Source organism: Caballeronia sp. GACF4 (assembly GCF_023631025.1).
Taxonomy (GTDB): Bacteria; Pseudomonadota; Gammaproteobacteria; order Burkholderiales; family Burkholderiaceae; genus Caballeronia.
Genome location: NZ_JALQDW010000028.1, coordinates 115,289 through 136,752, shown reverse-complemented (window position 1 = coordinate 136,752; position 21,464 = coordinate 115,289). Strand labels below are relative to the sequence as shown.

Sequence of the window (21,464 nt, the reverse complement as noted above, 5' to 3'; positions counted from 1 at the left end):
CGCTTACTTGGCCTTTACCGAAGCAGCCGCGAACGAGTTGTCGACGCCGCCCGCATAGGTAATCGCGCCGGGCTTGATGTTGCCGATGGATTCCTGCAACGCAAGCGCGTTCTTGAACGCCTGTTCCGATATTTCAGGCGTGGGTGCGTAGATGTTCTGATCGATCAGACGCTGCACCGCCGAATCCACGATCTTCGGGTCGAGCGACGGGAACTCCGTGCGCGCCACGGCCTTGGCCGTATCGTGCGATTGCTGAATCAGCGCTTCGGCTTCGCCTATCGACTTCACGAAGGCCTCCACCATCTTCGGCTTGTTCTTGATCGTGGACGTAAGCGTGTCGATGGTCGAGAACGCATAGCCGCCCGGATAAGCCTTCGGAAACGCATACACGATGCGATAGCCTTGCGAGATGCCGGTTTCCGCTTGCGGCATGTACAGCGCGGCCGCTTCCGAACGTCCCGCCGTGACAGGCGCGAGTTCGGTGCCGATCTGCACGGTATTCATCTTCACGTCGGCAAGCTTTTCGTCGTTGATGAGCCGTTGCAGCAGGTACGTGCTCGTAGAAGGCGGCAAGGCCGTGGCGACGCTCTTGCCGTTCAAGTCCTTCAGGTTCCTGACCGGCGAATCCTGCGGCGCGATCACCCACACCGGTACGCCGGCCACGACGTTGGCCACGTTGATGAGCGACGCGCCCTTGAGGTTCGCGAGCATCGCGGTCATCGGGTCTTGCAACGAGAAGTCCGCGTGACCGCCGATCACCGCCGCCACGCCCGCTGCACCGCTACCCGCCGTGATTTTCTGCACGGTGAGGCCGTTCTTCGTGAAGATGCCCTTGTCAATGGCGACATAGAGCGGCAAGTATTGAATCGACTGGAACGCCTGATAGACGACGACCGGTTCGGACGATTGCGCCTGCGCGCCTTGCAATCCAAAGACGGCCATGCAGGCAGCCGCGACACCCGTGAGCAGAACGTTTTTCTTCATTTTCTCTTCCATGAAATGATCTTTGCTTCAGCAAATTGAACGATCCAGCTAAGGACCGATGCCATCAAGGTCAGCACGATGATGCCGAGCCAGACGGTGTTCAGATCGAAGAGCGAGCCCGCGACGAACACGGCGTGCCCGAGCCCCGCCTGCGACGCGATGTACTCGCCGACCACGGCGCCGATCAGCGCGAAGCCGATGTTCACGCGCAGTGTCGAGAAGATCCACGGCAACGCGCTCGGCACGATGAGCTTCATGAAGATCATCGAGCGCCGCGCCTTGAACGAGCGGAAGAGGTTGAGCAAATCGCGATCGACTTCGCGCGCGGCGGCGCATGAAGAGATCATCGCGACGGCGAAAGTGGAGATCGCCGCGAGCCAGATTTTCGACGACGCGTCCGAGCCGAACCAGATGACGATGAGCGGCCCGAGCGCGATCTTCGGAATGCTGTTGAGGATGACCGAGAGGCCTTCGGCGACGCCTGAGATCGCGGGCAGGAACCACAGCAGCAAACCGAGCCCGATGCCAAGCGCACTGCCTATGGCAAGACCCGCGAGCGTCTCGTAGAGCGTGACCCAGGTATCGGATGCGAGCGTGCCTTGCGACAGCCCGAACACGGCGGCGTCGTAGATGCCGGCGGGTGAGCCGAGCAGCTTGCCGTTGATCCAGCCCGAGGCGACGGCGAATTGCCACAACGCCACCAGCAACACGACGATGCCGATCACGGCGCCAGTCGTGCCGAGCTTGCGCGGCGCGCGGCGCGTGGTCTTTCCGGGCGTGACGGTGGTGGACAGCACGGCTTCACTCATGTGCGGCTCCTTGTGGTGTACGTGAGTCGGATTGCACGGTGGCGCCGCTGCGCAAGCCGTTCCAGACGCGCGCGTGATAGGCGCGGAACTCGGGCGCTTCGCGCGCGGAGACGGCGGTGCGCGGGCCGTGCGTGCTCAGCGTGATGTCGATTTCGTCCTGCACGCGTGCGGGGCGCCCGCCGAGCAGGATCACGCGGTCGCTCATGGCAATGGCTTCCTCGATGTCGTGCGTGACGAGAACCACGCTCGTGCCGGTCTGCTCGCGCAGCGCGATGATGTCGTCTTCGAGCGCGAGGCGCGTCTCGTAGTCGAGCGCGGAGAAGGGCTCGTCGAGTAACACGAGCGTCGGCTCGACGAGCAGCGTGCGAGTGAGCGCCACGCGTTGACGCATGCCGCCCGACAGCGAATGCGGATATGCGTCGGCGACGCTTGCGAGACCGTAGCGCGCGAGCATGTCGCGAGCGCGAGTCACGTCGTCGGGCCGCGCCTTGCGATACAGTTCGACGCCGAGCAGCGCGTTTTGCAGCACGGTGCGCCACGGCATCATCAGGTCTTTTTGCAGCATATAAGCGATGCGTCCGGGCGAGCCGTCGGTGCGCGCGCCTATCGCTATGTGGCCGGATTGCGGCGTCAGCAGGCCCGAAACCAGGTTGAAGAGCGTGCTCTTGCCCGCGCCGCTGCGCCCGACGATAGACACGATCTCGCCTTCGCGCACGGCGAAGTCCAGGCGGTCGAAGATGGTGGTGCTCACGCCGTCGGCGGTCTGGAATGCGTGACTCAACTGGCGCACGTGCAGCCGGTTCGCGTCGGGCGACGCCGCACGCGCGGGTGCTTCGGTGGGGTTCATCTTCAATCCTCGCGAGTCGTCGGTTATTGCGATGCACAACACATAATGCACAATCAAAAATGACGGTAGGGGTTTGTCAAAATTGACGAGCGTGTGAAAAGCAAGCAGGCGAACGCGCGGGAATCGGATTGCTTCAGAAGTGCCGGGTTGGTGTCAGGTGCTCGTGAAGCTCGCGCGTCAACGTTTCGATGCGCTCGGCCAACTGGCGCGTAAGCTCGGTGAGTTCGGTGTTGCGTCGAAGGAGTTCGGCCATCTGCGACGTCTCGCGCGCAAGCTCGGTTTCACGTTGCTGGCACGCGAGCGCGATATCTTCGCGATGATGCGCGTCGGCTTCAGCGAGCGCCTTGTCGCGATCGGCCTGACGCGTTTGCGCAAGCAAGATGAGCGGCGCGGCATAAGCGGCCTGCAAGCTGAACGCGAGGTTCAGGAGAATGAACGGATACGGATCGAAGCGCGATATGCCGAGCATGTTCGCCACGATCCAGCCGCCCACGATCAGCGTCTGCGCGATGAGAAACGTGGGCGTGCCGAAGAAGCGCGCGAAGGCTTCGGCCTTCAATGCGAACCAGTCGTTGCCGAACACGCTCGACAGATGCGCGTGGGGTGCGTGAAAGCGCAGAGGATGCCTTGCTTCCTCGGGCGCGGGTTCGGTTGCGTGAGCCATGTTTCCTTGCAGATGGGTTGGTGCAGGCGCTTGCCGTATCAACTGCCGTTATCCGACGAGCCGATGCTGACGATGGGGAAAATATCCGTCGGCGTACGGACGATCGCGACCGAGCCGAGAATGACAAGCAGCACGGCGAGCACGATGTAAGTGTGCGGTCTTTTCAAGGCGAGTCGGACGATCCACATGACGGTTTCCAATGGTTTCGGGTGACGCACTGGCGCGCCGGCGTGCGGTTGGGTTGAATGGAGCTTAGGGCTTTCGAAGGCGGCGGTTTCCGTAAGGCGCACGGTCGTTGCCGATTCGCACGGTGGCCGCGCGTTGGAGGTTTTTGTGAGCGGCGGTCGGCTGCTTTCCACGCGCTCGTGTTCGATCAGCCCCGATGCGCGGGCGGAAACCGTCGAGATTCGTCCAACTCAAAACATAGGCCCTTGCCGTCCTTCGAGTCTCCCTGTACCTCATGCCTGCGCGGCATACGTGCTATGCCGCCGCCCCCTCTGTTCATCCATGCCCGCCAACTCCATTCTCTTGCCTCGGCTTGTCGCGAAGCTAGCTTTGCGTCGAGCACCATCCACGTCATGCGGAGAATCATCATGGGTAAGCTTCAAGGCAAGATTGCGGTCATCACGGGCGGAAGTAGCGGGATTGGACTCGCAACCGCAAAGCGGTTCGTCGCGGAAGGCGCGTATGTCTTCATTACGGGGCGTCGTCAAACTGAACTCGACAAGGCGAAGGCTGTCATCGGCTCGAACGTAACGGCTGTTCAAGGCGACATCTCGAGTCTTGAAGATCTCGACCGCCTCTACGAGACGGTGCGACGCGCGAAAGGCGGCTTGGACATCGTCGTCGCGAGTGCGGGGTTCGTCGAGGTGTTGCCAACAGAGTCCGTGACACCCGAACACTTCGACAAGACCTTCGGCATCAACGCACGGGGCACGTTCTTCACGGTGCAAAAGGCGCTGCCGCTGCTGCGCGATAACGGCTCCATCGTCATCGTTTCTTCCGGGATGCACATCAAGGGATTCCCGGACTTCGGCGTATATGCCGCAACGAAGGCGGCGATCCGCTCGTTCACGCGGACTTGGGCATCGGAATTCAAAGGCCGCGGCATTCGCGTCAACACGCTGAGTCCGGGAATGATCGAAACGCCGATCGTAGACGGCCTGTTCAGTTCGAAGGAAGAGGCGGACGGCGCACGAGCAATGTTCAAGCAGATCACGCCACTGGGCCGAATCGGCCGCGCTGACGAGATGGCCGCGGCGGCGCTGTTCCTCGCCTCGGACGAAAGCAGCTACAGCACAGGCATCGATCTGATCGCGGACGGAGGAATCACCCAGCTATAAACTGCATGCCATAAGCCGTGCTGATGCCTTGCGTTTCCCGTTCGTCCCGCCGCGTTTATATCGTAGGAGGAAAGTTCCAGTGGATCGAATCGATGTCATGCGGCTCTTCATCCGTGTTGCCGACAGCGGCAACTTCTCGAAGGCGGCGCGTGCGGCCGGAATCAGTCAGCCAACGGCAAGCAAGACGATTGCGGGTCTCGAAGCACGGCTCGGCGCGCAACTGTTGCGCCGAAGCTCGCGAGGCCTGGGCCTGACAGAGGCGGGCCAAAGCTTCTACGAAGGTGCGGTTGCGATCGTCGAGAGCGTGGACGATGTCGAGGCTCGCGTCGGCAGTGGCGAAGCGTCGCCGTCCGGCATGGTGCGGGTTGCCCTGTCTCCAGCGTTTGGGCGTATGTGCATTGTTCCGCACCTGCCGCGCTTTTGCGCTCAGTTCCCGGACGTCCGCGTCGAGTTCACGGTTGCGCAGCGCTACATCAATCTGATTGAAGAAGGCATCGACGTCGCCATACGAATTGGTCCGCTGAGCGACTCGACTCAAATTGCGCGTCGAATTGGCAGCACCGAGTACCTTACTGTCGCTTCGCCGGTTTATACCGATCGCATGGGCGTGCCAAAGACGGTAGATGATCTCGTCAACCACGAATGCATTGCTCTGATGTCTCGCGACTCCCCGCGAGTCTGGCCGTTTGCCGGCCCCGACGGCGCGATGGAACACGTGCCGCAAGGTCCAGTAAGAAGCAACGACGCCGAATATGTTCGAGCGGCGGTAATTGCGGGCTTGGGCATTGGGCATAACGCGGGCTGGCTTTATTCGCGGGACGTCGAGGAGGGCAGGCTCGTACCGCTTCTCAAGGCATTTCGGCCCGCGCCTTTTCCGATCAACGCAGTGTGGCCCGGAAGCAGGCAGTTGCCTGGCAGGACCCGCGTTTTCATCGAATTTTTAGCGGACCTGTTCGCCGCCGATCCCCGGTTGAAGGTTCGATAACTCTCGTGTGGATAGCGCAAGCGACGCTATTCGGAGACTGAATACGTCCTATGCCAACACGCCCTCTACCGAAAGCGTCCGCGCGAGACTATCTTTGATTTCAAGCCGCCGCGAAAGAATATACGGCGACAGGCAGAAGTCGGAGTCGAGGCGTCATTCGCCGAACTCCTCCCCTTCAGGCACTTTCCGATGATTTGCTCCGGCAACGCATCATGTCTTAGTGATAAGTGCTCTTTCGAATAGCCTTCCCAGGAGTAGAAAATGGTCGATGAAAATGGTCCTCATTATTTCGTGGCGTTTCAAACGCCGGGTCCGAAGTGGATTCAAAGCGTGAAGTACAACGAGCAACCGGACTTCATGAAACACGTGGCTTATATGGCCGAGATGCAGGACAAAGGGCTGACCGTGATGAGCGGTCCGTTCATGGAGAAAGCCGGCGGTCTCTCCGGTGTTCTGGCGGACGGCGGCATGACGATCTTCAAGGCTGCTGATCTTGCGGATGCCCGAAAAATAGCAACCGATGATCCGACAGTACAGTCGGGCATGCTCAACGTCGATGTAAAAATGCTCTGGGTTCCGTTCCACGATTAGCCAACGCATTTAGCGATGCTGCCGGGCGAGCGTTGATTCGGCGTGCGCTTGGTGAGCAGTAACACGGTATGAGGCTGTGAATGACTGATTCGCAGCCTTTGCGAGAAGCCAGCGTTTTCGTGCAGCGAACGGCCGTCAAGCAACATGCAGCCGGCTTGCCGCCACCACTCGCGGCAAGCCGGTTAATGCTGGAGAATGCTTCTCCCCGATCAAGCGACGAATGGATCAGGCAGGAACGCCATGCCGTGCCGTCAAACGATCGAGATACGTGGCAATCGTATCTGTTTCACTAGCCGAGCAGGCGAGATATCCATCGGGCCGCACGAGCGAGATCGTGTCGGCCTGCAATGGTGGTCGGACGTTGATGTCGAGCAGGCCCGGATAGGCGTCGATCAATTGCTTCACTGCCGCAGTCGGCGCCGCGAACAGCGCGAATACCGGCCGCACGCCTGATCCTGCTGGTGCGTGGTCGGACGTCGGCGCAACGCGTTCGCCAGGCTTCATCCCATGCACGGACGGGCCGTTGAGCGGGCTATGCGGATAGTGGACCGTCACTTCCGACATGGTTTGAGCAACGCCACGGGTGAAATGCGAGAAGCCCAAGGCAAAGTGCCCGGCAAGGTTACGCAAACGCTGTGCAATCGGGTTGCGAAGCGTGGCGACCGATGTCAGTCGTTCCGCGGCTTTCAGTACCTCGTCGCCAACCGCGCTGCGCTCCGGGCTGTAGGTGTCGAGGAGCGACTCGTCCGCTTCGTTGCGCAGCACGAGTGCAAGTTTCCAGGCAAGGTTGATCGCATCCTGCATGCCAGTGTTCATGCCTTGGCCGCCAGCGGGACTGTGAATATGCGCCGCGTCGCCCGCAAGGAACGTGTGGCCGTGTCGATAGCCCGTGACCTTGCGACCGTTGATGCGAAAGCCGGACAACCATACGGGATCGTGGAGTTTGGTACCGGCCGGGCCGCGCCGGTCTACGAGCTGCTGCACCTGTGCAAGCGTTGGCGTCGGTGGAACCTTATCCGCCGTCGCCGGCAAGTCGCCGATGACGCGGTAACGGCCAGCCTGGATGGGAAAAATCAGCAAGACGCCATCCTTATGCCAATGGACAGAAGCGTCCGTGTCAGGGCGCGGATACCCCGTCATGTGAACGTCAGCAAGGAACCAATCGCTCAGCAGCGTTTCGCCCTCGAAAGGCACGTTCAAGGCGTGTCTTACGATGCTGTGCGCGCCATCGCAACCAAGCAGCCAGTCAGCACGCACGGCCTCTTCGCGGCCGTCCGGATGGCGCAACACCGCATCCGCGCCAGAGGCATCGGGCGTGATCATCGTTACTTCGACGCCGCGCTCGATAGATACGCCTTGGCTCGCCAGACGCTCCTCCAGCAAACGCTCGGTCTCGGATTGCGGCAGTGCCAGCGCATAGTTGTGCGTGCTGGGGATCGTGTCCATTGCAACCCGACCGACCACCTCGTCCTGCGCCATGAAGACGACGCCGTCGATCTTAAATCCTGCGTTCACGAACGGCGCGGCGCCGCCTTCGCCCCGGTCGAGCAATTCGAGCGTCCTGCTCCAAAGCACCATGGCTTTGGATTTATCGGTACGGTGCGGCGCCTTGTCTACGATGCGCGCGTGGACACCGTAGCGGGCGAGTTCGGAGGCGAGCGTCATGCCGACTGGACCGGCGCCAACGATCAGAACGGAAGCAGTCATATACGTCCTCTCAAAGCAAAGAATTGAGCGATTCAGTCGGAGTCTTCAGGATAGGCGCCGTGGCGCGAGTACGAGCATGACGTCCATGTCCGCGCCTTCTTGATCGTCCGCTATCGGTCGGGGAGCAACGGCAGGCTCCGCGCGCTTAGACCAAGAGTGCGGTGACGAACGAGCAGTCATTGCAACGCTTACGGCAGCCTCGAGAAAAACTGAAGATGAACGAAAGTTTGACTTATATGGAAAACGTTTTTTTCCGGTCTTTGTCTGCGGTAAGGGTCACGGCATTGCGGAGCAATAGCGCCGCGCAGCAGTTCAACTCATGGCGCCAGATAAAAATCCAGGGGAATAAGCTCCACGGCCCATCCGCCTTCCTCGCCCAATGTCGCGGCCGGATGCATGGACGCGATGCGCACCGCCTCGTCAGGGCTATCTGCCTCGATGATGAACATGCCGCCCACCACTTCCTTCGCTTCGGTGTAAGGCCCGTCGGTAACGCGTGTCGTGCCACCAAGTGGGCGAAGCGTCTTCCAGTTTTCCAGATCGCCGAGCGAGGCGGAAACCACGACCTTGCCGGTGGCACGCATCTTCTCGTCCAATGCCGGGCATTGACTCACTAGCGCCTTGATTTCGTCCGGTGTCATCGCGGCGAACTTTTCGGGGGTGAAGTAGGCGAGGCCGAGGTATTTCATGGCAAATCCTTTTGATGAGGTTTACTGACGACGAATTTGTTGAGCGGAAATCGACAACGGCGGTGTACCAATTGCGCTCAATCAAACCGCTTCACCGATGAGCAAGTCCAGATGCGGTCAACAAAGCCAAGGTTCGCATCGATCGAATGACGAGGCAACCGGCCCGGGCCGGCGGGCCAATACGAATTGGGATCCAAATTCCAAGCCGCTCTAAACCATTTGGCCGGAAGATGTGCCGCTACGGTAAGCTCAAACGACTATCACGCCCCGCGCAAATACTCCCGCAGAAATTCCACGAACGTCCTGAGCTTGACCGAAAGCTGATTGCGTTCGAGATAAATGGCGTGAATGTTCGCGTCCGGCAAAGCCCATTCATCGAGCAGGGAAACGAGCTCACCGCGCGCGAGATGTTCGTCTATCTCCCATTGCGAGCGCGTCGCGATGCCGCGACCGTCCAGCGCCCACTGCAACACCGCGCTGCCGTCGTTGCTCGATAACGAGCCATCGACCTTGACCGTCTCCGTGCGCTTGCCGCGCGAGAAATGCCACGTGCCGTAAGCCGACTCGTTTTCGCGCAACACGATGCACGCGTGACGCGCGAGATCATGCGGCGCCGATGGTCGGCCATGCCGCGCGACGTAAGCCGGCGATGCACACAAGATGCGCCGATTCGCCAGCAGCAGACGCGCGTTGATGCGCGCGTCCGGCACTTCGCCGAAGCGGATGCCGACATCGAAACCTTCTTCCTGAAGACTCACCGGACGGTCCGTCAGATGCAGGACGATCTTCATCGCCGGATAGCGCGCAATGAACTCCGACACCGCAGGCGCTATACGCGCCCGCCCGAATCCGAACGACGCGTTCACACGCAGAAGACCAGTCGGTTCGCCGCGACTTTGCGTGACGAGCTGTTCGAGTTCCGAGAGCTCATCGAGAATGCGCGAGCCGTTCGACAGGTACAACTCGCCCTCGGGCGTGAGGCTCAGACGCCGCGTCGTGCGATTCATCAGGCGCACGCCCAGACGCCGCTCCAGTTGCGCGAGCCGCTTGCTCACGGCTGGCGGCGTCACACCCAACTCGCGCGCCGCCGCAGCCAGATTGCGATGCCGCGCCACAAGCGCAAACAGGTTGAGGTCAGAAAAGCCATCCATCTCGCGTCGCTCCAAATCTGCCTGATTCGTTCCTGCCGGTTACGACCGAAATGCTTTCGAGGAAACCCAATCTCTTAAGGCATCAATTAGACTCGAATCAACGTTGGGAGACAACCATGTTCGAAGGCTTCAATGAGCTATCGATTTCCATCGATGGCATCAGGATTCACGCGATCAGGGGCGGCCAAGGCCCCGCGTTGCTGCTACTGCACGGGCATCCGCAGACGCACGCGATTTGGCACGAAGTGGCGCCGGCACTCGCCGAGCATTTCACGGTGATCGCCGCCGACTTGCGCGGCTATGGCGACAGCGACAAACCCGCAGGCGCGCCCGATCACTCGAATTATTCGAAGCGCCGCATGGCGCTCGATCAGGTCGGGCTGATGCGCGCATTGGGCCATGCGTCGTTCGCGGTCATCGGACATGACCGTGGCGGGCGTGTCGCGGCTCGCATGGCGCTGGATCATCCGGCTGTCGTGACGCGTCTGGTCACGCTCGACGTGGCGCCGACGCTCGCCATGTACGAACAGACCTCGTTCGATTTCGCGCGTGCCTACTGGCACTGGTTCATGCTCGTGCGACCCGCGCCATTTCCGGAAACGCTCATTCGCGCGGACCCGGACCTTTATCTCAGGCAGACCATCGGCGCGCGCAGCGCGGGTCTCGCGCCGTTCACGGCAGAGGCTTACGCCGAGTATCTGCGCTGCTTGTCCGATCCCGCCACGGCGCATGGCATTTGCGAGGACTATCGCGCGAGCGTGAGCATCGACCTCGAACATGATCGCGCGACGCTGGCTTCGAACGAGCGAATTGAATGCCCATTCATGGCGCTATGGGGTGAGGAGGGTGTCATCGAACAATGCTTCGATCCGCTGCGCGAATGGCGTGCTTATGCGCCGCAAGTCGAGGGCGAGGCGCTGCCTTGCGGTCACTACATTCCCGAGGAAGCGCCGGCGATCTTGCTCGAGCACGTCCTGCCCTTTCTGACGAACTAACGCCATGTCGAACCGAACCCTGTACCAAAAGCTCGTCGAATCTCACCTCGTCTCGCGTATCGACGAACAGAACGTGCTGCTCTATGTCGATCTGCATCTGATGAACGAGTACACCAGTCCGCAAGCGTTCAGCGCGCTCGATGCGCGTGGCCGCGCGGTGCGACGCCCGCATCAGCAGCTTGCGGTCGTGAGCCACATCATTCCGACGCACGCCGAGTCGCCGCGCGTGATTCGCGATGAGGCGTCGTATTTGCAGGCGCAAAATCTCGCGCGCAATTGCGAGCGCGCGGGCATCCGGCTTCTCGCGGCCAATGATCCCTTGCAGGGTATCGAACACATCGTGGCGCCGGAACTCGGGCTCATTCGTCCGGGCATGGTCGTGTTGTGCGGTGACAGTCACACCACGACATACGGCGCGCTTGGCGCGTTGGGCTTTGGAATAGGCACATCGGAAGTGGAGCATGTGCTCGCCACGCAGACGCTCGTCTATCGGCTGGCGAAAACCATGCGCATCGATATCGATGGCGCGCTGCCTTACGGCACGTCGTCCAAGGACGTGGTGATCTGGATCATCAGCCAGATCGGCGCACAAGGCGCGCGTGGCTATGCTGTCGAGTTCGGTGGTTCGACCATTGCGTCGCTGTCGGCCGAGGCGCGCATGACCTTGTGCAACATGACCGTCGAGGCGGGCGCGCGCGCCGCGCTCATCCCGCCGGATCGGACCACGTTCGACTATGTGCGCACCCATGCAAAATCACTCGATGAGGCCGCCTGGCAAGCCGCACTCGCGGACTGGCGCGAACTCTACTCCGACGCAGATGCGACCTTCGATGCCGAATATCGCTTCGACGCGCATGCCATCGCACCTTTTGTCACATGGGGCACGAGTCCGGATCAGGCCGTCGCGATAGACGAGCCCATTCCCGACGAAGCCGCGCAGGCCACTCCCGAAGCGGCGGCATCGTTGCGACGTGCGCTCGATTACATGGGGCTCACGGCGAACCGTGCGTTGGCGGGAACGCCGATCGACCGTGTGTTTATCGGCTCGTGCACGAATGGGCGTATCGAAGATCTGCGCGTGGTGGCGGACATCGTGCGCGGCAAGCGCGTGGCGCCCGGCGTGCGCGCGATGATCGTGCCGGGTTCGGGCAGCGTGCGACGCGCGGCGGAGCGTGAAGGTCTGGCGAAGACGCTGATCGATGCGGGTTTCGAATGGCGCGAGCCTGGCTGCTCGATGTGCCTTGCCATGAACGACGATGTGCTGGACGCGGGCGAGCGTTGCGCATCGACCACCAACCGCAACTTCGAAGGTCGACAGGGACGTGGCGGACGCACGCATCTGATGAGCCCGGCAATGGCGGCCGCGGCCGCGATGACCGGCTGTATCACCGACGTTCGAACGCTCATGGGAGAGGCATCATGACGCGACTGACGAAGATTGCAGGCAGCGCGGCGCCGTTGTCCATCGACAACCTGGATACCGACCAGATCATGCCGAAGCAGTTTCTGCGCATTATCGACAAGGCGGGTCTAGCGGATGGTTTGCTGTACGACTTGCGTTTCGATGAAAACGGCGCGCCGCGTGGGGATTGCGTGCTCAATCGGGTGGAGTTTGCAAAGCCGCGCATTCTGATTGGCGGCGCGAATTTCGGATGTGGTTCCAGCCGGGAGCATGCGGTGTGGGGTTTGCAGCAATATGGTTTTGCTGCGGTGATTGCGCCGAGTTTCGCGGAGATTTTCTATTCGAACGCGATGAATAACCGCTTGCTGCTCGTGCAACTGGAACGCGATGTCGTCGATACGCTTGCGCGTGAAGTGACCGAGACGCCGGGTGCTGTTATTTCCATCGATCTGGAAGGGCAGACGGTGGTGTCGGCATCGGGTAAGCGATATGCGTATTCCATCGGCGCGCGTCATAAACGCATGGTGATGGAAGGAATGGATACGGTCGATTTGACGCTTCAGTCGCTGGCGCAGATCGAAGCGTTCGAGACGGCGCATTTTGGACGACGGGAATGGGCGCGGGTGATGTGAATTCATGAAGCGCGCTTTAGCAACCTCTTTCCTGAACTTTCCCCCAACTACGTATAGCATCCCCATTGCAGTGCCGAACAGCATGCACGCGGCTCGCCCAACGCCGCGAAGTTCCTCCCACACCAAGGAGCAAACGATGCCAACGATGCACGCAGTGCAAGTAGCGAAAGCCGGCGGTCCGCTCGAACTCGTGGAGCGCGACATACCCGATCCGCCCGAAGGACACGTGCTCATCAAAGTGCAAGCCTGTGGCATCTGCCACAGCGATTCCCTCACGAAAGAAGGCCAATGGCCGGGTCTCGAGTTTCCGCGCGTACCCGGTCACGAAATTGCAGGCGTCATCGAGAAACTCGGTGCGAACGTCGAGGGATGGCAGGCCGGGCAGCGGGTCGGCGTCGGTTGGCATGGCGGGCATTGCGGGCATTGCGGAAATTGCCGTCACGGCGACTTCGTGCTTTGCAAGAACGCGCTCGTTCCCGGTATCAGCTACGACGGCGGTTACGCGGAATACATGGTGGCGCCGCAGGAAGCACTCGCGCGCATGCCCGACGATCTCTCCGATATCGACGCCGCGCCGCTTCTCTGCGCCGGCATCACGACGTTCAACGCGCTGCGCAATAGCGGCACCCGCGCGGGCGATGTCGCGGCGATCCTCGGCATCGGCGGACTCGGGCATCTCGGCGTGCAGTTCGCGCGCAAGATGGGCTTCGTCACGGTCGCCATCGCGCGCGGCAAGGACAAGGAACCGCTCGCGAAGCAACTCGGCGCGCATCACTATATCGACAGCGAATCGCAAAACGTCGGCGAAACGCTGCAAGCACTCGGCGGCGCACGCGTAATTCTCGCCACCGCCACGAGCGGCAAGGCGATGAGCGCGGCTATCGGCGGGCTCGGCATCAACGGCAAGCTGATCATGGTCGGCATCTCGCAAGAGCCCGTGGAAGTGCCCGTCGCGCAGTTCATCATGGGTCGCAACTCGGTGCAAGGCTGGCCGTCCGGCACGGCGGCGGACTCGCAAGAAACGCTCGCGTTCAGCGCTTTGTCGGGCGTGAAGCCGATGACCGAAGAGTACCCGCTCTCGCACGCGGCCGAAGCCTACGACCGCATGATGAGCGGCAAGGCGCGTTTCAGAGTAGTGCTCATTCCTGGCAAGTGACCTCCGCCGAAGCATCGTTTCATTGACCAACGAACATAGAGTCAATGTCGCCCGAACCATTGGGCGACATGTAGCACGTCGCTATCGTTGTGTTCATGCGGTCGAATCCATCCCGGCCGCTTCAACACGATCCAGTTCCTTGGAGACACGAACATGGCGACCCCCACCGTCGCGCCGCTGACGTTTCAGCGCGCGCCCAATCTTCCACGCAATTGCACTTTCGATCCGCACGACTGGCAAATCCTCAGCCAATACTGGCATCCGGTCGCGTTTGCTTCGCAGGTCGCGGACAAACCGTTGAGCGTCACGCTGCTCGATGAGCCGCTCGTCGTGTTTCGTGCGAACGATGCACTCGTCGCCGCGCGCGATGTGTGTCCGCATCGCGGCGCGCCGCTGAGTCAAGGCTGGGTCGAGAACGGCCATCTCGTGTGTCCTTATCACGGCCTCGAATACGGTGCGGACGGCAAGTGCAAGCATATTCCGTCGCAGGAAGGCGGCACCATTCCCGACCGTCTGCGCCTGACCACTTACGCGGTGCAGGAAGCCTATGGCCTGATCTGGGTGTCGCTCGGCGGTGGAGAGCAAGCGCTGCCCGATTTCCCCGCATGAACAGCGAAGGGTTTCAGCAGATCTTGCCGCCTTCGATCGACATCCAGGCATCCGCGGGACGTCAGACGGAAGGCTTCATCGATGTCGCGCATTTCGCGTGGATTCATCATCGCAGCTTCGCGGACCGGCGCAATCCCGTGGTGCCGAGCTACACGGTCGAGCGGCGCGGCAACGGCATGCGCGCGGAGTATGTCAGCACCGTCAGCAACTTTCCGAAGTCGATGCAGCATCGTGCGCCCGAAGGCTTCTTGTGGCGCCGTATCTTCGAAGTGGATGTGCCGTTCTTTGCACGTCTCACTGTGCTCTTTCCCGAAGGCGGCCGGCTCTCGATTCTCAACGCCGCGAGCCCGGTATCCGCGCGTCTGACGCGTCTGTTCGTGCCGATTGCGCGCAACTTCGACAAGGATCTGCCGCTCGATGATGTCTACGAGTTCAATCGCCAGGTGTTCGAGGAAGATCGCGCGATCGTCGAATTGCAATGTCCCGAAGATCTGCCGATAGACCGCGCCGCCGAAGCGCCGATTCTCGCGGATCGTTCCTCGGGCGCATATCGCCGCGCGCTAGCCGAGATCGGTCTCGGTCAGGCGTACGTCCGCTGATCGCCATGGCGGATACGGAGAGCATCATGAGAATCTGGGAATGCGTGATCTGCGGCTTTCGCTATGACGAAACGCTGGGCTTGCCGGAAGCGGGTCTTGCCGCCGGCACGCGCTGGGAAGACGTGCCGGACGACTGGCTCTGTCCCGATTGCGGAACGGGCAAGCAGGACTTCGAGATGCAGGAGGTGTCGGCATGAGTCACGACATGGATCTACCGGTCATTATCGTGGGAACGGGGCTCGCCGGTTATACGGTGGCGCGGGAGTTGCGCAAGCTCGACGCGCAAGTGCCCATCACGCTCATCAGCGAGGACGACGGCAGCTTCTATTCGAAGCCGACGCTATCCAACGCGCTTGCCATGAACAAGGCGCCGCACGCGCTCGTCACTTTCGATGCGCGCGCCATGGGCACGCAGCTGAACGCGAGCATTTTGTCGCACAGCAAGGTGGAGCGCGTTCTCGCGGATACGCACGAACTCATCGTCGATGGACAATCTTTTCGTTACGGCAAGCTCGTGCTCGCATTGGGCGCGGATGCGCGGCGCATTCCGCTCGCGGGCGATAGCGCAGGCGACGTGCTGTCGGTGAACTCGCTCGACGACTACGTGCGCTTCAGAAAGCGGCTCGAAGGCGCGCAGTCGGTCGCGCTGCTCGGCGCGGGCCTGATCGGCTGCGAGTTCGCCAACGATCTCGCGCTCGCGAATTACAAGGTCACGCTGATCGATCCCGCGGCCACGCCGCTGTCACGGCTGCTGCCCGAACGCGCGGGTCATGCGTTTGCACAAGCTCTCGAACGACATGGCGTGCGGCTGCGTCTCGGGCGTTCGGTGGCAACGGTGAATCGCGCGGAACGCGGCTACGCGCTCACGCTTTCCGATGGCGAGGCAATCGATGCCGACGTCGTGTTATCGGCGATAGGTCTCGCGCCGCGCACGCAGCTCGCGGAACAAGCGGGCATCGCGATAGAAGGCGGCATACGTACGGACGCCTATTGCCGCACGAGTGCGGCCGATATTTACGCACTCGGCGATTGCGCGGCTATCGAAGGAAAAGTGCAGCCGTATGTGTTGCCGATCATGCACGCAGCACGCGCGCTTGCCCGCACGCTCGCGGGCGAGGCAACGCGCGTCGCGTTTCCGATCATGCCGGTGACGGTTAAAGCGCCCGCATCTCCAACGGTAGTCGTGCTGCCCGACGAAACCGGAACATGGCGCTATGCAAGCAACGTATCCGACGAATCGCTCGACGGTCTGCACGCGCTTTGCGAACATGCCGCCGATGGCCGGCCACTCGGATTCGCCTTGCTGGGTTCGGCCACGCAAGCCAAGGCCGCGCTTCTCAAGGCGATGACATCGGGCAGTTTCGAGTCCGCTCTACAACGATAACGACGCAGCTTGCCTCTGACCGACCAGCGTCGCGCTTGCCGGTGGCTTGAAGAACCTGTCGCTTCGATGCCGCACGGTAGACGTTTCGACGCCGCAGCCAAAAGCTTGCGGCGTCGTTTTTCATGGTGCTTATGCGCCGGGTGTGACCGCGAGCTTGCGCGCAACGTTCGTGACGAGGCGGCGAAGCCATCGCGTGGCCGCGCTGCGATGCGTTCTCTCGTGCCATAACTGGTAATACGTGAGTGCGGGCGTTGCGCCGGGAATCGGCTCCATCTTCAAAGGCAAGAGGCGCGCGTAGTGGGAAGCGAGCGCGCGCGTCGTCGTGAAGATAAGGTCCGAGCGCACGAGCACATAGGGCGCCATGCCGAAGTAAGGCAGCGTGGTCGTGACCGTGCGCGTAAGACCGTTGCGCGCGAGTTCCGTATCGATGGTGCCCCACGCGGTCGTGTTGTAGGTCGTGACAGCGAGATGCTCGGCTTTCTCGAAGGCGTCCTTCGTGAGTTCGCCCGGCTTGCCCGGATGATTCGCGCGCATCAGGCAAACCAGTTCGTCCTGACACAGCGGTTGCAGATGCAGATGCGCGGGCGGCGTGCGCCAGTTGCCGATCACGAGATCGAGCAAGCCTGTTTCGAGGCCGTTTTCGTAGCCGCCATCGACCATCATGAGATGCTTGAATTCGAGCTTCGCGGATGGCGCCGCTTGATGGAACGCGTCGATCACGGCGGGCACGAAGAACACATCGAGATAATCCGGCGAACCGATTCGAAATGTGCAGTTGCTCGACGCCGGATCGAATTCGGTGTTGGGATGAAGGATCGCGTCGATATGACTGAGCGCCTGCGCGGCAGGCTCGATCAGCGTGAGCGCATGACTCGTCGGCACCATGCGGCTGCCGCTGCGCACTAGAAGCGGATCACCGGTCATTTCACGCAGCCTGCGCAACGCAATGCTCACAGTCGGCTGCGATTGCCCGAGCAGCTTGGCGGCGCCCGAGACGCTCGACTCCGTGAGGAGCGTATGCAGAACGCGGATCATATGGGAGTCGATGCTTTCCCTGGACATCATGCGGCGTCACCTCTGACATGGGGGATGCGCGGGCGATCTTGTGATTCGTTATGGCGCCCGGCTGCGCAAAATATACGGACGGATATAGCGCAGGTCAACGCTGGGGCAAACGCGTATGTCGCCGCGAAAGCCTTGTGCCGTCCGACTCATGGCACCGCGTTTATGGCGAGAATGGTCGCAGGGTTATGCAAGGCGCGCCGCTGTGTGCACAACGCGCCATCGCCATGACGTAAAGGATCAGAACGGCTTGTACGGCAGGAACTTGCCGTCGAGCGTGATCACGGCGCGTGATCCGCCTTCGGGATCTTCCACCTTCTTGATGTCGATACGAAAGTTGATCGCACTGATAATGCCGTCGCCGAATTGCTCGTGGACGAGCGCCTTCAACGTCGTGCCATACACCTGCACCATTTCATAAAAGCGGTAGATGGTCGGGTCCGTCGGCACGTTGCCCGGAATGCTGCCGCGCAGGGGAATGGTCTGGAGCAGCGCGGCGGCGTCGTCGCCGAGTTCGAGTTTGTCCGCCACGCTCTTTGCCGCTTGCTCCGGCAACGGGTGCTGGCCGAGAAGCGCGGCTGTCACGTAGGGCACGCTGAGGCTCGTTCCTTCCGCGAGTTCGGCGTAGGTGAGTCCCTTGCGCGCCTTGGCATCGACGATATGTTCGGTCAGCGTGGAACGCGACAACTGCGAAATCTGCGATTGCATGACGACTCCTTTGCCCGGATGGCCGGTCGGTTGAACAAGCCGACAGTTGACCACGGCAAAAAAGCTCAATCCAGCGGCGGCACGACGCCTTCGTTCAAGGTTTTGAGCAGACGCGCGCGGCGCCGTTCCAGATCGGCGATCTGACGCTCTATCGACACCAGGCGTTCGCGTTGCAATGCGGTGGTCTCCGGACACGTCACCGCGCCTTCGATTAGGCGCATGCAGTCGGGAAACGCGAGGATATCGGCGAGGCTGAAGCCGGTCGCGATCATGCGCTGTATCTGCCTCACCTGAGAGATGGCCGCGTGCGGGAACACGCGATAGCCGTTGCTCGCGCGAACCGAAGTAAGCAAGCCATGCTCGTCGTAGTGGCGAATCGAACGAACGCTCGCGCCGGTTTCGCGAGATAGCTCGCCTATAGTCAGTAGCGTGTGTTCAGCGGATCGTGTCATGCAAAAAGACTAGCACTTTTTCGCTTGACCCTGACACTAGTGTGAGGCGCGAGACTCAGGACTTTCGAATGAATGAGTAGTGTCATCGTGTCTTTTCGCATGGTTCGTTACCTTATTTCCACGTTGATCGCGACGGGCGCGTTGAGCGCCGTATCGCCCGCTGCGTTCGCGGAAGAAAAAAGTTATACCGTCAATGCACCGGATGGCGTCGCGCTCGCCGTGCAGGAATCCGGCAACCCGGACGGCCCCGCCGTCGTGCTCATTCATGGACTGCTGGGCAGCCGCCTGAACTGGGATGCGCAGGTGAAAAGCGCGCGACTGAAGGGCTACCGTCTCATCACTTACGACATGCGCGGCCACGGTCGCTCAGGCAAGCCCACGAATGCCGATGCCTATACCGACGGCCGCCGCTGGGCCGACGATCTTGCAACAGTCATCGAAACGTCGCATGCAAGGAAGCCGGTGCTCGTTGGCTGGTCGCTCGGCGGCGCGGTCATCTCGAACTATCTGGCGGCCTATGGTGACGGCAAGATCGCGGGCGCCGTGTATGTGGATGGTGTGATCGAGCTTACGCCCGAGCAGATCGTGGCGCATCCCGATGTCTATCGCGACATGACATCGGCCGATCTCAAGACGCATCTCGACGGCGAGCGCACCTTCCTGAGCCTTTGCTTCGACACGCAGCCGGACAAGGTCACGTTCGAGCGCCTGCTCGCCAATGCCGCGATGGCTTCGTGGGACATGCAGGCTGCCGTTCAGTCGATGAGCGTAGCCGCCGCCGATGGTCTCGGTCAGGCGCATGTTCCGGTGCTGCTGATCTACGGCGCGCGCGATGCGCTCGTCAAGGCGCAATCGGCTATCGCGCGGGCGCGTCAGATCAACCCGAACCTGCGGAGCGTGCTGTATGCGAAGTCGGGCCATGCGCCGTTCATCGAGGAGCCGAAGCGATTCGATAACGATCTTGGTGCGTTCGTCGATTCCGTATCGGGTAAATAAAAAGTTCCCACTCGTGAATAAAAATCTGCACTTTACCGTGCGGATTCTTGACACGAAGCACGGCGCAGTTAAACTGTTCCTCTATATGAACGAGGAGCAGCGCATGCGTCGTGAGGAAATCGAAGCCAGCAGCACGGTCAAGTCGGCGGACCGCACACTCGATCTCTTCGAGTTGCTCGCGCGCTGGGGCCGCGAGATGTCGCATGCGGAGATTGCCGAGGCGCTCGACATTCCCAAGAGCAGTCTCACCAAGCTCATCCGCAATCTGACGGATCGCGGCTATCTGCGTTTCGTGCCTGAAACGAAGGGGTATCGGCTGGGCGATGCCATTTTGAAACTCGCGCAGCAGTCGAATCAGTTGCGCAGTTTGATTGCATGCGCCGAGCCGGTCCTCGGCGATATCACGCAGCAAACGGCGGAATCGTGCGCGCTCAATCAACTCAAGGGCGAGCAGGTCGAAGTCGTTGCAACGGTCGTGAGTCAGCAGCGCCTGCAATCGCATATGCGGCTCGGCGATCTCGCGCCCTTGTATGCGGTATCGGGCGGCAAGGCAATACTCGCCTTCCTGCCCGATGTCATGCGCGCCGAATACATGCGCTCGGTGTCGTTCGAGCGCTTCACGAAGAACACCATCGGCACTAAGAAAGCCTTGCTGAACGAGCTGGAATCCGTGCGTGCAAACGGCTTCGCTCATTCGCTCGAAGAGTTCACACCGGGCATCGTGGGTCTCGGCGTGCCTATTTTGTCGTCCACCGGGTTCCCGCTCGGTTCGCTCAATCTCGCGATACCAGCCGTGCGTTACTCGCCGGAAATAGGCGAGCGGTCGATTGCAATACTCAAGGCATCCGCGGTGCGCATCCAGCGTCAATATCTCGCGGAATAGAGTTACTGCGCTTTTGCAAGGAAGCGCTTCATTCTCGACATGATCGTGCGTGCTTGCTCATCGAATGGTTGTCCGCGCAATGCGAGCGTGGGCGCTTCGACGGCGAGCGTCAGGTCGGCGGGCAGCTTGACCAGCAAATTGTGCAACGGAAGTTCGCCATCGCCGGGAAGCAGACGCGCGGTGCGTGCTTCGGTTCGCCGGTCGGCCACCGCAACCGGCGAGGCACGCGGTCCATCGCAAATCTGCATGTATTCGATAAGCGCGGGGTCGATACTATCGATGTCCTCAACCTTCGCGCCCGAGCGGAAGTACTGCAAGGCATCGATCAAAAGCCGCGCGTTCGGCTGACCGCTTGCCTGGATGGTGGCGAGCGCATCGTCCAGCGTGCCGATGGCGCAATACGTGATCAACTCCAGGCCAACCGTCATTTCGAAGCGTGCTGCCACTTCGCACAGCGCCCGAAAGTTGCGCATGAGACGCTCGCGGTCCTGATCGAAGCCAACGGTAAGCACATGCTTCGCGCCAAGCCGATGCCCCGCTTCGAGCGCGGGTAAGAGAAGGTCTATGTTCGTGCTCTCTTGCAGCCAGATGGCTTCGATATCGAGCAGGCGAACGCCCGTCGCCTCCATGCGCGCGGCGAGTTCGCGGATGAGCGCCGGATTGCCCGCGACATCGACGATGCTATCTGCCGCCGTGGGCGCCACGACGCGCAAGCCGTAATAGTCGAAGCCACCGGCGTGCGCGGCATCGACGAGTTGCAGCGGATGCGCATCCAGCATGGTGAGGTGATGCAAGGACAGTTTATGCATTGTCGTA

Annotated in this window: 25 protein-coding genes; 13 read left to right on the top strand and 12 right to left on the bottom strand. The window is 61.2% G+C overall.

Annotated features, from left to right (window positions below):
* Nucleotides 1-3: 3 nt before the first annotated feature.
* From NCR40_RS27695 to NCR40_RS27675, 5 genes are all read right to left on the bottom strand, one after another.
* On the bottom strand, nt 4-984 hold the full coding sequence (locus tag NCR40_RS27695; RefSeq protein ID WP_250511337.1) for an ABC transporter substrate-binding protein: 981 nt from the start codon (nt 982-984) through the stop codon (nt 4-6).
* Complete coding sequence (locus NCR40_RS27690) at nt 981-1,793, bottom strand: ABC transporter permease (protein ID WP_244831665.1); 813 nt, start codon at nt 1,791-1,793, stop codon at nt 981-983. The genes NCR40_RS27695 and NCR40_RS27690 overlap by 4 nt, the downstream gene beginning before the upstream one ends.
* Entirely contained in the window at nt 1,786-2,640 is an 855-nt protein-coding gene (locus tag NCR40_RS27685; protein ID WP_250511336.1) for an ABC transporter ATP-binding protein, read from the bottom strand. Before NCR40_RS27685 ends, NCR40_RS27690 begins: the two co-directional genes overlap by 8 nt.
* A gap of 133 nt (nt 2,641-2,773) precedes the next feature.
* Nucleotides 2,774-3,304 (bottom strand): DUF1003 domain-containing protein, encoded by a 531-nt coding sequence (locus tag NCR40_RS27680; RefSeq protein ID WP_244831662.1) that lies wholly within the window; start codon nt 3,302-3,304, stop codon nt 2,774-2,776.
* A 38-nt stretch (nt 3,305-3,342) separates the two neighbouring features.
* Nucleotides 3,343-3,492, bottom strand: a complete 150-nt coding sequence (locus tag NCR40_RS27675; RefSeq protein WP_250511335.1) for a hypothetical protein — start codon at nt 3,490-3,492, stop codon at nt 3,343-3,345.
* 405 nt (nt 3,493-3,897) lie between these two features.
* On the opposite strand from NCR40_RS27675, the gene NCR40_RS27670 reads away from it, so the two are divergent.
* From NCR40_RS27670 to NCR40_RS27660, 3 genes are all read left to right on the top strand, one after another.
* On the top strand, nt 3,898-4,647 hold the full coding sequence (locus NCR40_RS27670) for an SDR family NAD(P)-dependent oxidoreductase (protein ID WP_250511355.1): 750 nt from the start codon (nt 3,898-3,900) through the stop codon (nt 4,645-4,647).
* 79 nt (nt 4,648-4,726) lie between these two features.
* On the top strand, nt 4,727-5,632 hold the full coding sequence (locus tag NCR40_RS27665; protein ID WP_250511334.1) for a LysR family transcriptional regulator: 906 nt from the start codon (nt 4,727-4,729) through the stop codon (nt 5,630-5,632).
* A 261-nt stretch (nt 5,633-5,893) separates the two neighbouring features.
* Nucleotides 5,894-6,223, top strand: a complete 330-nt coding sequence (locus tag NCR40_RS27660) for a YciI family protein (RefSeq protein WP_244831655.1) — start codon at nt 5,894-5,896, stop codon at nt 6,221-6,223.
* A gap of 225 nt (nt 6,224-6,448) precedes the next feature.
* On the opposite strand, the gene NCR40_RS27655 is transcribed toward NCR40_RS27660, so the two are convergent.
* The 3 genes from NCR40_RS27655 to NCR40_RS27645 all read right to left on the bottom strand — a co-directional run bounded on the left by NCR40_RS27655 (nt 6,449) and on the right by NCR40_RS27645 (nt 9,770).
* Nucleotides 6,449-7,930 carry an FAD-dependent monooxygenase gene (locus NCR40_RS27655; protein ID WP_284507877.1) on the bottom strand — a complete coding sequence of 494 codons (1,482 nt, stop codon included), beginning with the start codon at nt 7,928-7,930 and terminating at the stop codon, nt 6,449-6,451.
* A gap of 317 nt (nt 7,931-8,247) precedes the next feature.
* Entirely contained in the window at nt 8,248-8,619 is a 372-nt protein-coding gene (locus tag NCR40_RS27650) for a YciI family protein (RefSeq protein ID WP_244831651.1), read from the bottom strand.
* Between the two features lie 260 nt (nt 8,620-8,879).
* Nucleotides 8,880-9,770, bottom strand: a complete 891-nt coding sequence (locus NCR40_RS27645; protein ID WP_250511332.1) for a LysR family transcriptional regulator — start codon at nt 9,768-9,770, stop codon at nt 8,880-8,882.
* A 116-nt stretch (nt 9,771-9,886) separates the two neighbouring features.
* Between NCR40_RS27645 and NCR40_RS27640 the strand changes: the two genes are divergently transcribed.
* From NCR40_RS27640 to NCR40_RS27605, 8 genes are all read left to right on the top strand, one after another.
* Nucleotides 9,887-10,765 carry an alpha/beta fold hydrolase gene (locus tag NCR40_RS27640; protein WP_250511331.1) on the top strand — a complete coding sequence of 293 codons (879 nt, stop codon included), beginning with the start codon at nt 9,887-9,889 and terminating at the stop codon, nt 10,763-10,765.
* Nucleotides 10,766-10,769: 4 nt separating this feature from the next.
* Nucleotides 10,770-12,188, top strand: coding sequence for a 3-isopropylmalate dehydratase large subunit (gene leuC, locus NCR40_RS27635; protein WP_250511330.1), 1,419 nt, complete (start codon nt 10,770-10,772; stop codon nt 12,186-12,188).
* Nucleotides 12,185-12,799, top strand: coding sequence for a 3-isopropylmalate dehydratase small subunit (gene leuD / locus NCR40_RS27630; RefSeq protein WP_250511329.1), 615 nt, complete (start codon nt 12,185-12,187; stop codon nt 12,797-12,799). Before leuC ends, leuD begins: the two co-directional genes overlap by 4 nt.
* 136 nt (nt 12,800-12,935) lie before the next feature.
* Complete coding sequence (locus tag NCR40_RS27625) at nt 12,936-13,955, top strand: alcohol dehydrogenase (protein WP_250511328.1); 1,020 nt, start codon at nt 12,936-12,938, stop codon at nt 13,953-13,955.
* A 153-nt stretch (nt 13,956-14,108) separates the two neighbouring features.
* A complete protein-coding gene (locus tag NCR40_RS27620; protein ID WP_250511327.1) occupies nt 14,109-14,564 on the top strand; it encodes a Rieske 2Fe-2S domain-containing protein in 456 nt (151 codons plus the stop codon).
* A complete protein-coding gene (locus tag NCR40_RS27615) occupies nt 14,561-15,163 on the top strand; it encodes a hypothetical protein (RefSeq protein ID WP_250511326.1) in 603 nt (200 codons plus the stop codon). Before NCR40_RS27620 ends, NCR40_RS27615 begins: the two co-directional genes overlap by 4 nt.
* 26 nt (nt 15,164-15,189) lie before the next feature.
* Nucleotides 15,190-15,360, top strand: a complete 171-nt coding sequence (locus NCR40_RS27610; protein ID WP_244831637.1) for a rubredoxin — start codon at nt 15,190-15,192, stop codon at nt 15,358-15,360.
* The gene (locus NCR40_RS27605) at nt 15,357-16,547 is read left to right on the top strand and encodes an NAD(P)/FAD-dependent oxidoreductase (RefSeq protein ID WP_250511325.1); all 1,191 of its coding nucleotides are present in this window, start codon (nt 15,357-15,359) and stop codon (nt 16,545-16,547) included. The genes NCR40_RS27610 and NCR40_RS27605 overlap by 4 nt, the downstream gene beginning before the upstream one ends.
* A gap of 129 nt (nt 16,548-16,676) precedes the next feature.
* On the opposite strand, the gene NCR40_RS27600 is transcribed toward NCR40_RS27605, so the two are convergent.
* The 3 genes from NCR40_RS27600 to NCR40_RS27590 all read right to left on the bottom strand — a co-directional run bounded on the left by NCR40_RS27600 (nt 16,677) and on the right by NCR40_RS27590 (nt 18,769).
* Nucleotides 16,677-17,612 (bottom strand): LysR family transcriptional regulator, encoded by a 936-nt coding sequence (locus NCR40_RS27600; RefSeq protein ID WP_250511324.1) that lies wholly within the window; start codon nt 17,610-17,612, stop codon nt 16,677-16,679.
* A gap of 237 nt (nt 17,613-17,849) precedes the next feature.
* Complete coding sequence (gene cynS / locus NCR40_RS27595; protein WP_250511323.1) at nt 17,850-18,317, bottom strand: cyanase; 468 nt, start codon at nt 18,315-18,317, stop codon at nt 17,850-17,852.
* Between the two features lie 65 nt (nt 18,318-18,382).
* Nucleotides 18,383-18,769 (bottom strand): MerR family transcriptional regulator, encoded by a 387-nt coding sequence (locus tag NCR40_RS27590; protein ID WP_250494848.1) that lies wholly within the window; start codon nt 18,767-18,769, stop codon nt 18,383-18,385.
* A gap of 72 nt (nt 18,770-18,841) precedes the next feature.
* Between NCR40_RS27590 and NCR40_RS27585 the strand changes: the two genes are divergently transcribed.
* Together NCR40_RS27585 and NCR40_RS27580 are read left to right on the top strand one after the other, a co-directional pair.
* On the top strand, nt 18,842-19,765 hold the full coding sequence (locus tag NCR40_RS27585) for an alpha/beta fold hydrolase (protein WP_250511322.1): 924 nt from the start codon (nt 18,842-18,844) through the stop codon (nt 19,763-19,765).
* Nucleotides 19,766-19,868: 103 nt separating this feature from the next.
* Complete coding sequence (locus NCR40_RS27580) at nt 19,869-20,648, top strand: IclR family transcriptional regulator (RefSeq protein WP_250511321.1); 780 nt, start codon at nt 19,869-19,871, stop codon at nt 20,646-20,648.
* Between the two features lie 2 nt (nt 20,649-20,650).
* Here the strand turns inward: NCR40_RS27580 and NCR40_RS27575 are convergent, their stop codons facing one another.
* Nucleotides 20,651-21,457 (bottom strand): sugar phosphate isomerase/epimerase family protein, encoded by an 807-nt coding sequence (locus tag NCR40_RS27575; protein WP_250511320.1) that lies wholly within the window; start codon nt 21,455-21,457, stop codon nt 20,651-20,653.
* Between the last annotated feature and the right edge of the window lie 7 nt (nt 21,458-21,464).

Coding starts and splice junctions, on each gene's coding strand:
- NCR40_RS27590 (WP_250494848.1), bottom strand. CDS start 18,769: ATGACACGATCCGCTGAACACACGCTACTGACTATAGGCGAGCTATCT.
- NCR40_RS27650 (WP_244831651.1), bottom strand. CDS start 8,619: ATGAAATACCTCGGCCTCGCCTACTTCACCCCCGAAAAGTTCGCCGCG.
- NCR40_RS27610 (WP_244831637.1), top strand. CDS start 15,190: ATGAGAATCTGGGAATGCGTGATCTGCGGCTTTCGCTATGACGAAACG.
- NCR40_RS27580 (WP_250511321.1), top strand. CDS start 19,869: ATGCGTCGTGAGGAAATCGAAGCCAGCAGCACGGTCAAGTCGGCGGAC.
- NCR40_RS27680 (WP_244831662.1), bottom strand. CDS start 3,304: ATGGCTCACGCAACCGAACCCGCGCCCGAGGAAGCAAGGCATCCTCTG.
- NCR40_RS27690 (WP_244831665.1), bottom strand. CDS start 1,793: ATGAGTGAAGCCGTGCTGTCCACCACCGTCACGCCCGGAAAGACCACG.
- NCR40_RS27670 (WP_250511355.1), top strand. CDS start 3,898: ATGGGTAAGCTTCAAGGCAAGATTGCGGTCATCACGGGCGGAAGTAGC.
- leuD (WP_250511329.1), top strand. CDS start 12,185: ATGACGCGACTGACGAAGATTGCAGGCAGCGCGGCGCCGTTGTCCATC.
- NCR40_RS27645 (WP_250511332.1), bottom strand. CDS start 9,770: ATGGATGGCTTTTCTGACCTCAACCTGTTTGCGCTTGTGGCGCGGCAT.
- NCR40_RS27640 (WP_250511331.1), top strand. CDS start 9,887: ATGTTCGAAGGCTTCAATGAGCTATCGATTTCCATCGATGGCATCAGG.
- NCR40_RS27600 (WP_250511324.1), bottom strand. CDS start 17,612: ATGATGTCCAGGGAAAGCATCGACTCCCATATGATCCGCGTTCTGCAT.
- NCR40_RS27695 (WP_250511337.1), bottom strand. CDS start 984: ATGAAGAAAAACGTTCTGCTCACGGGTGTCGCGGCTGCCTGCATGGCC.
- NCR40_RS27655 (WP_284507877.1), bottom strand. CDS start 7,930: ATGACTGCTTCCGTTCTGATCGTTGGCGCCGGTCCAGTCGGCATGACG.
- NCR40_RS27625 (WP_250511328.1), top strand. CDS start 12,936: ATGCCAACGATGCACGCAGTGCAAGTAGCGAAAGCCGGCGGTCCGCTC.
- NCR40_RS27660 (WP_244831655.1), top strand. CDS start 5,894: ATGGTCGATGAAAATGGTCCTCATTATTTCGTGGCGTTTCAAACGCCG.
- cynS (WP_250511323.1), bottom strand. CDS start 18,317: ATGCAATCGCAGATTTCGCAGTTGTCGCGTTCCACGCTGACCGAACAT.
- NCR40_RS27605 (WP_250511325.1), top strand. CDS start 15,357: ATGAGTCACGACATGGATCTACCGGTCATTATCGTGGGAACGGGGCTC.
- NCR40_RS27575 (WP_250511320.1), bottom strand. CDS start 21,457: ATGCATAAACTGTCCTTGCATCACCTCACCATGCTGGATGCGCATCCG.
- NCR40_RS27585 (WP_250511322.1), top strand. CDS start 18,842: ATGAGTAGTGTCATCGTGTCTTTTCGCATGGTTCGTTACCTTATTTCC.
- NCR40_RS27675 (WP_250511335.1), bottom strand. CDS start 3,492: ATGTGGATCGTCCGACTCGCCTTGAAAAGACCGCACACTTACATCGTG.
- NCR40_RS27620 (WP_250511327.1), top strand. CDS start 14,109: ATGGCGACCCCCACCGTCGCGCCGCTGACGTTTCAGCGCGCGCCCAAT.
- NCR40_RS27615 (WP_250511326.1), top strand. CDS start 14,561: ATGAACAGCGAAGGGTTTCAGCAGATCTTGCCGCCTTCGATCGACATC.
- NCR40_RS27685 (WP_250511336.1), bottom strand. CDS start 2,640: ATGAACCCCACCGAAGCACCCGCGCGTGCGGCGTCGCCCGACGCGAAC.
- leuC (WP_250511330.1), top strand. CDS start 10,770: ATGTCGAACCGAACCCTGTACCAAAAGCTCGTCGAATCTCACCTCGTC.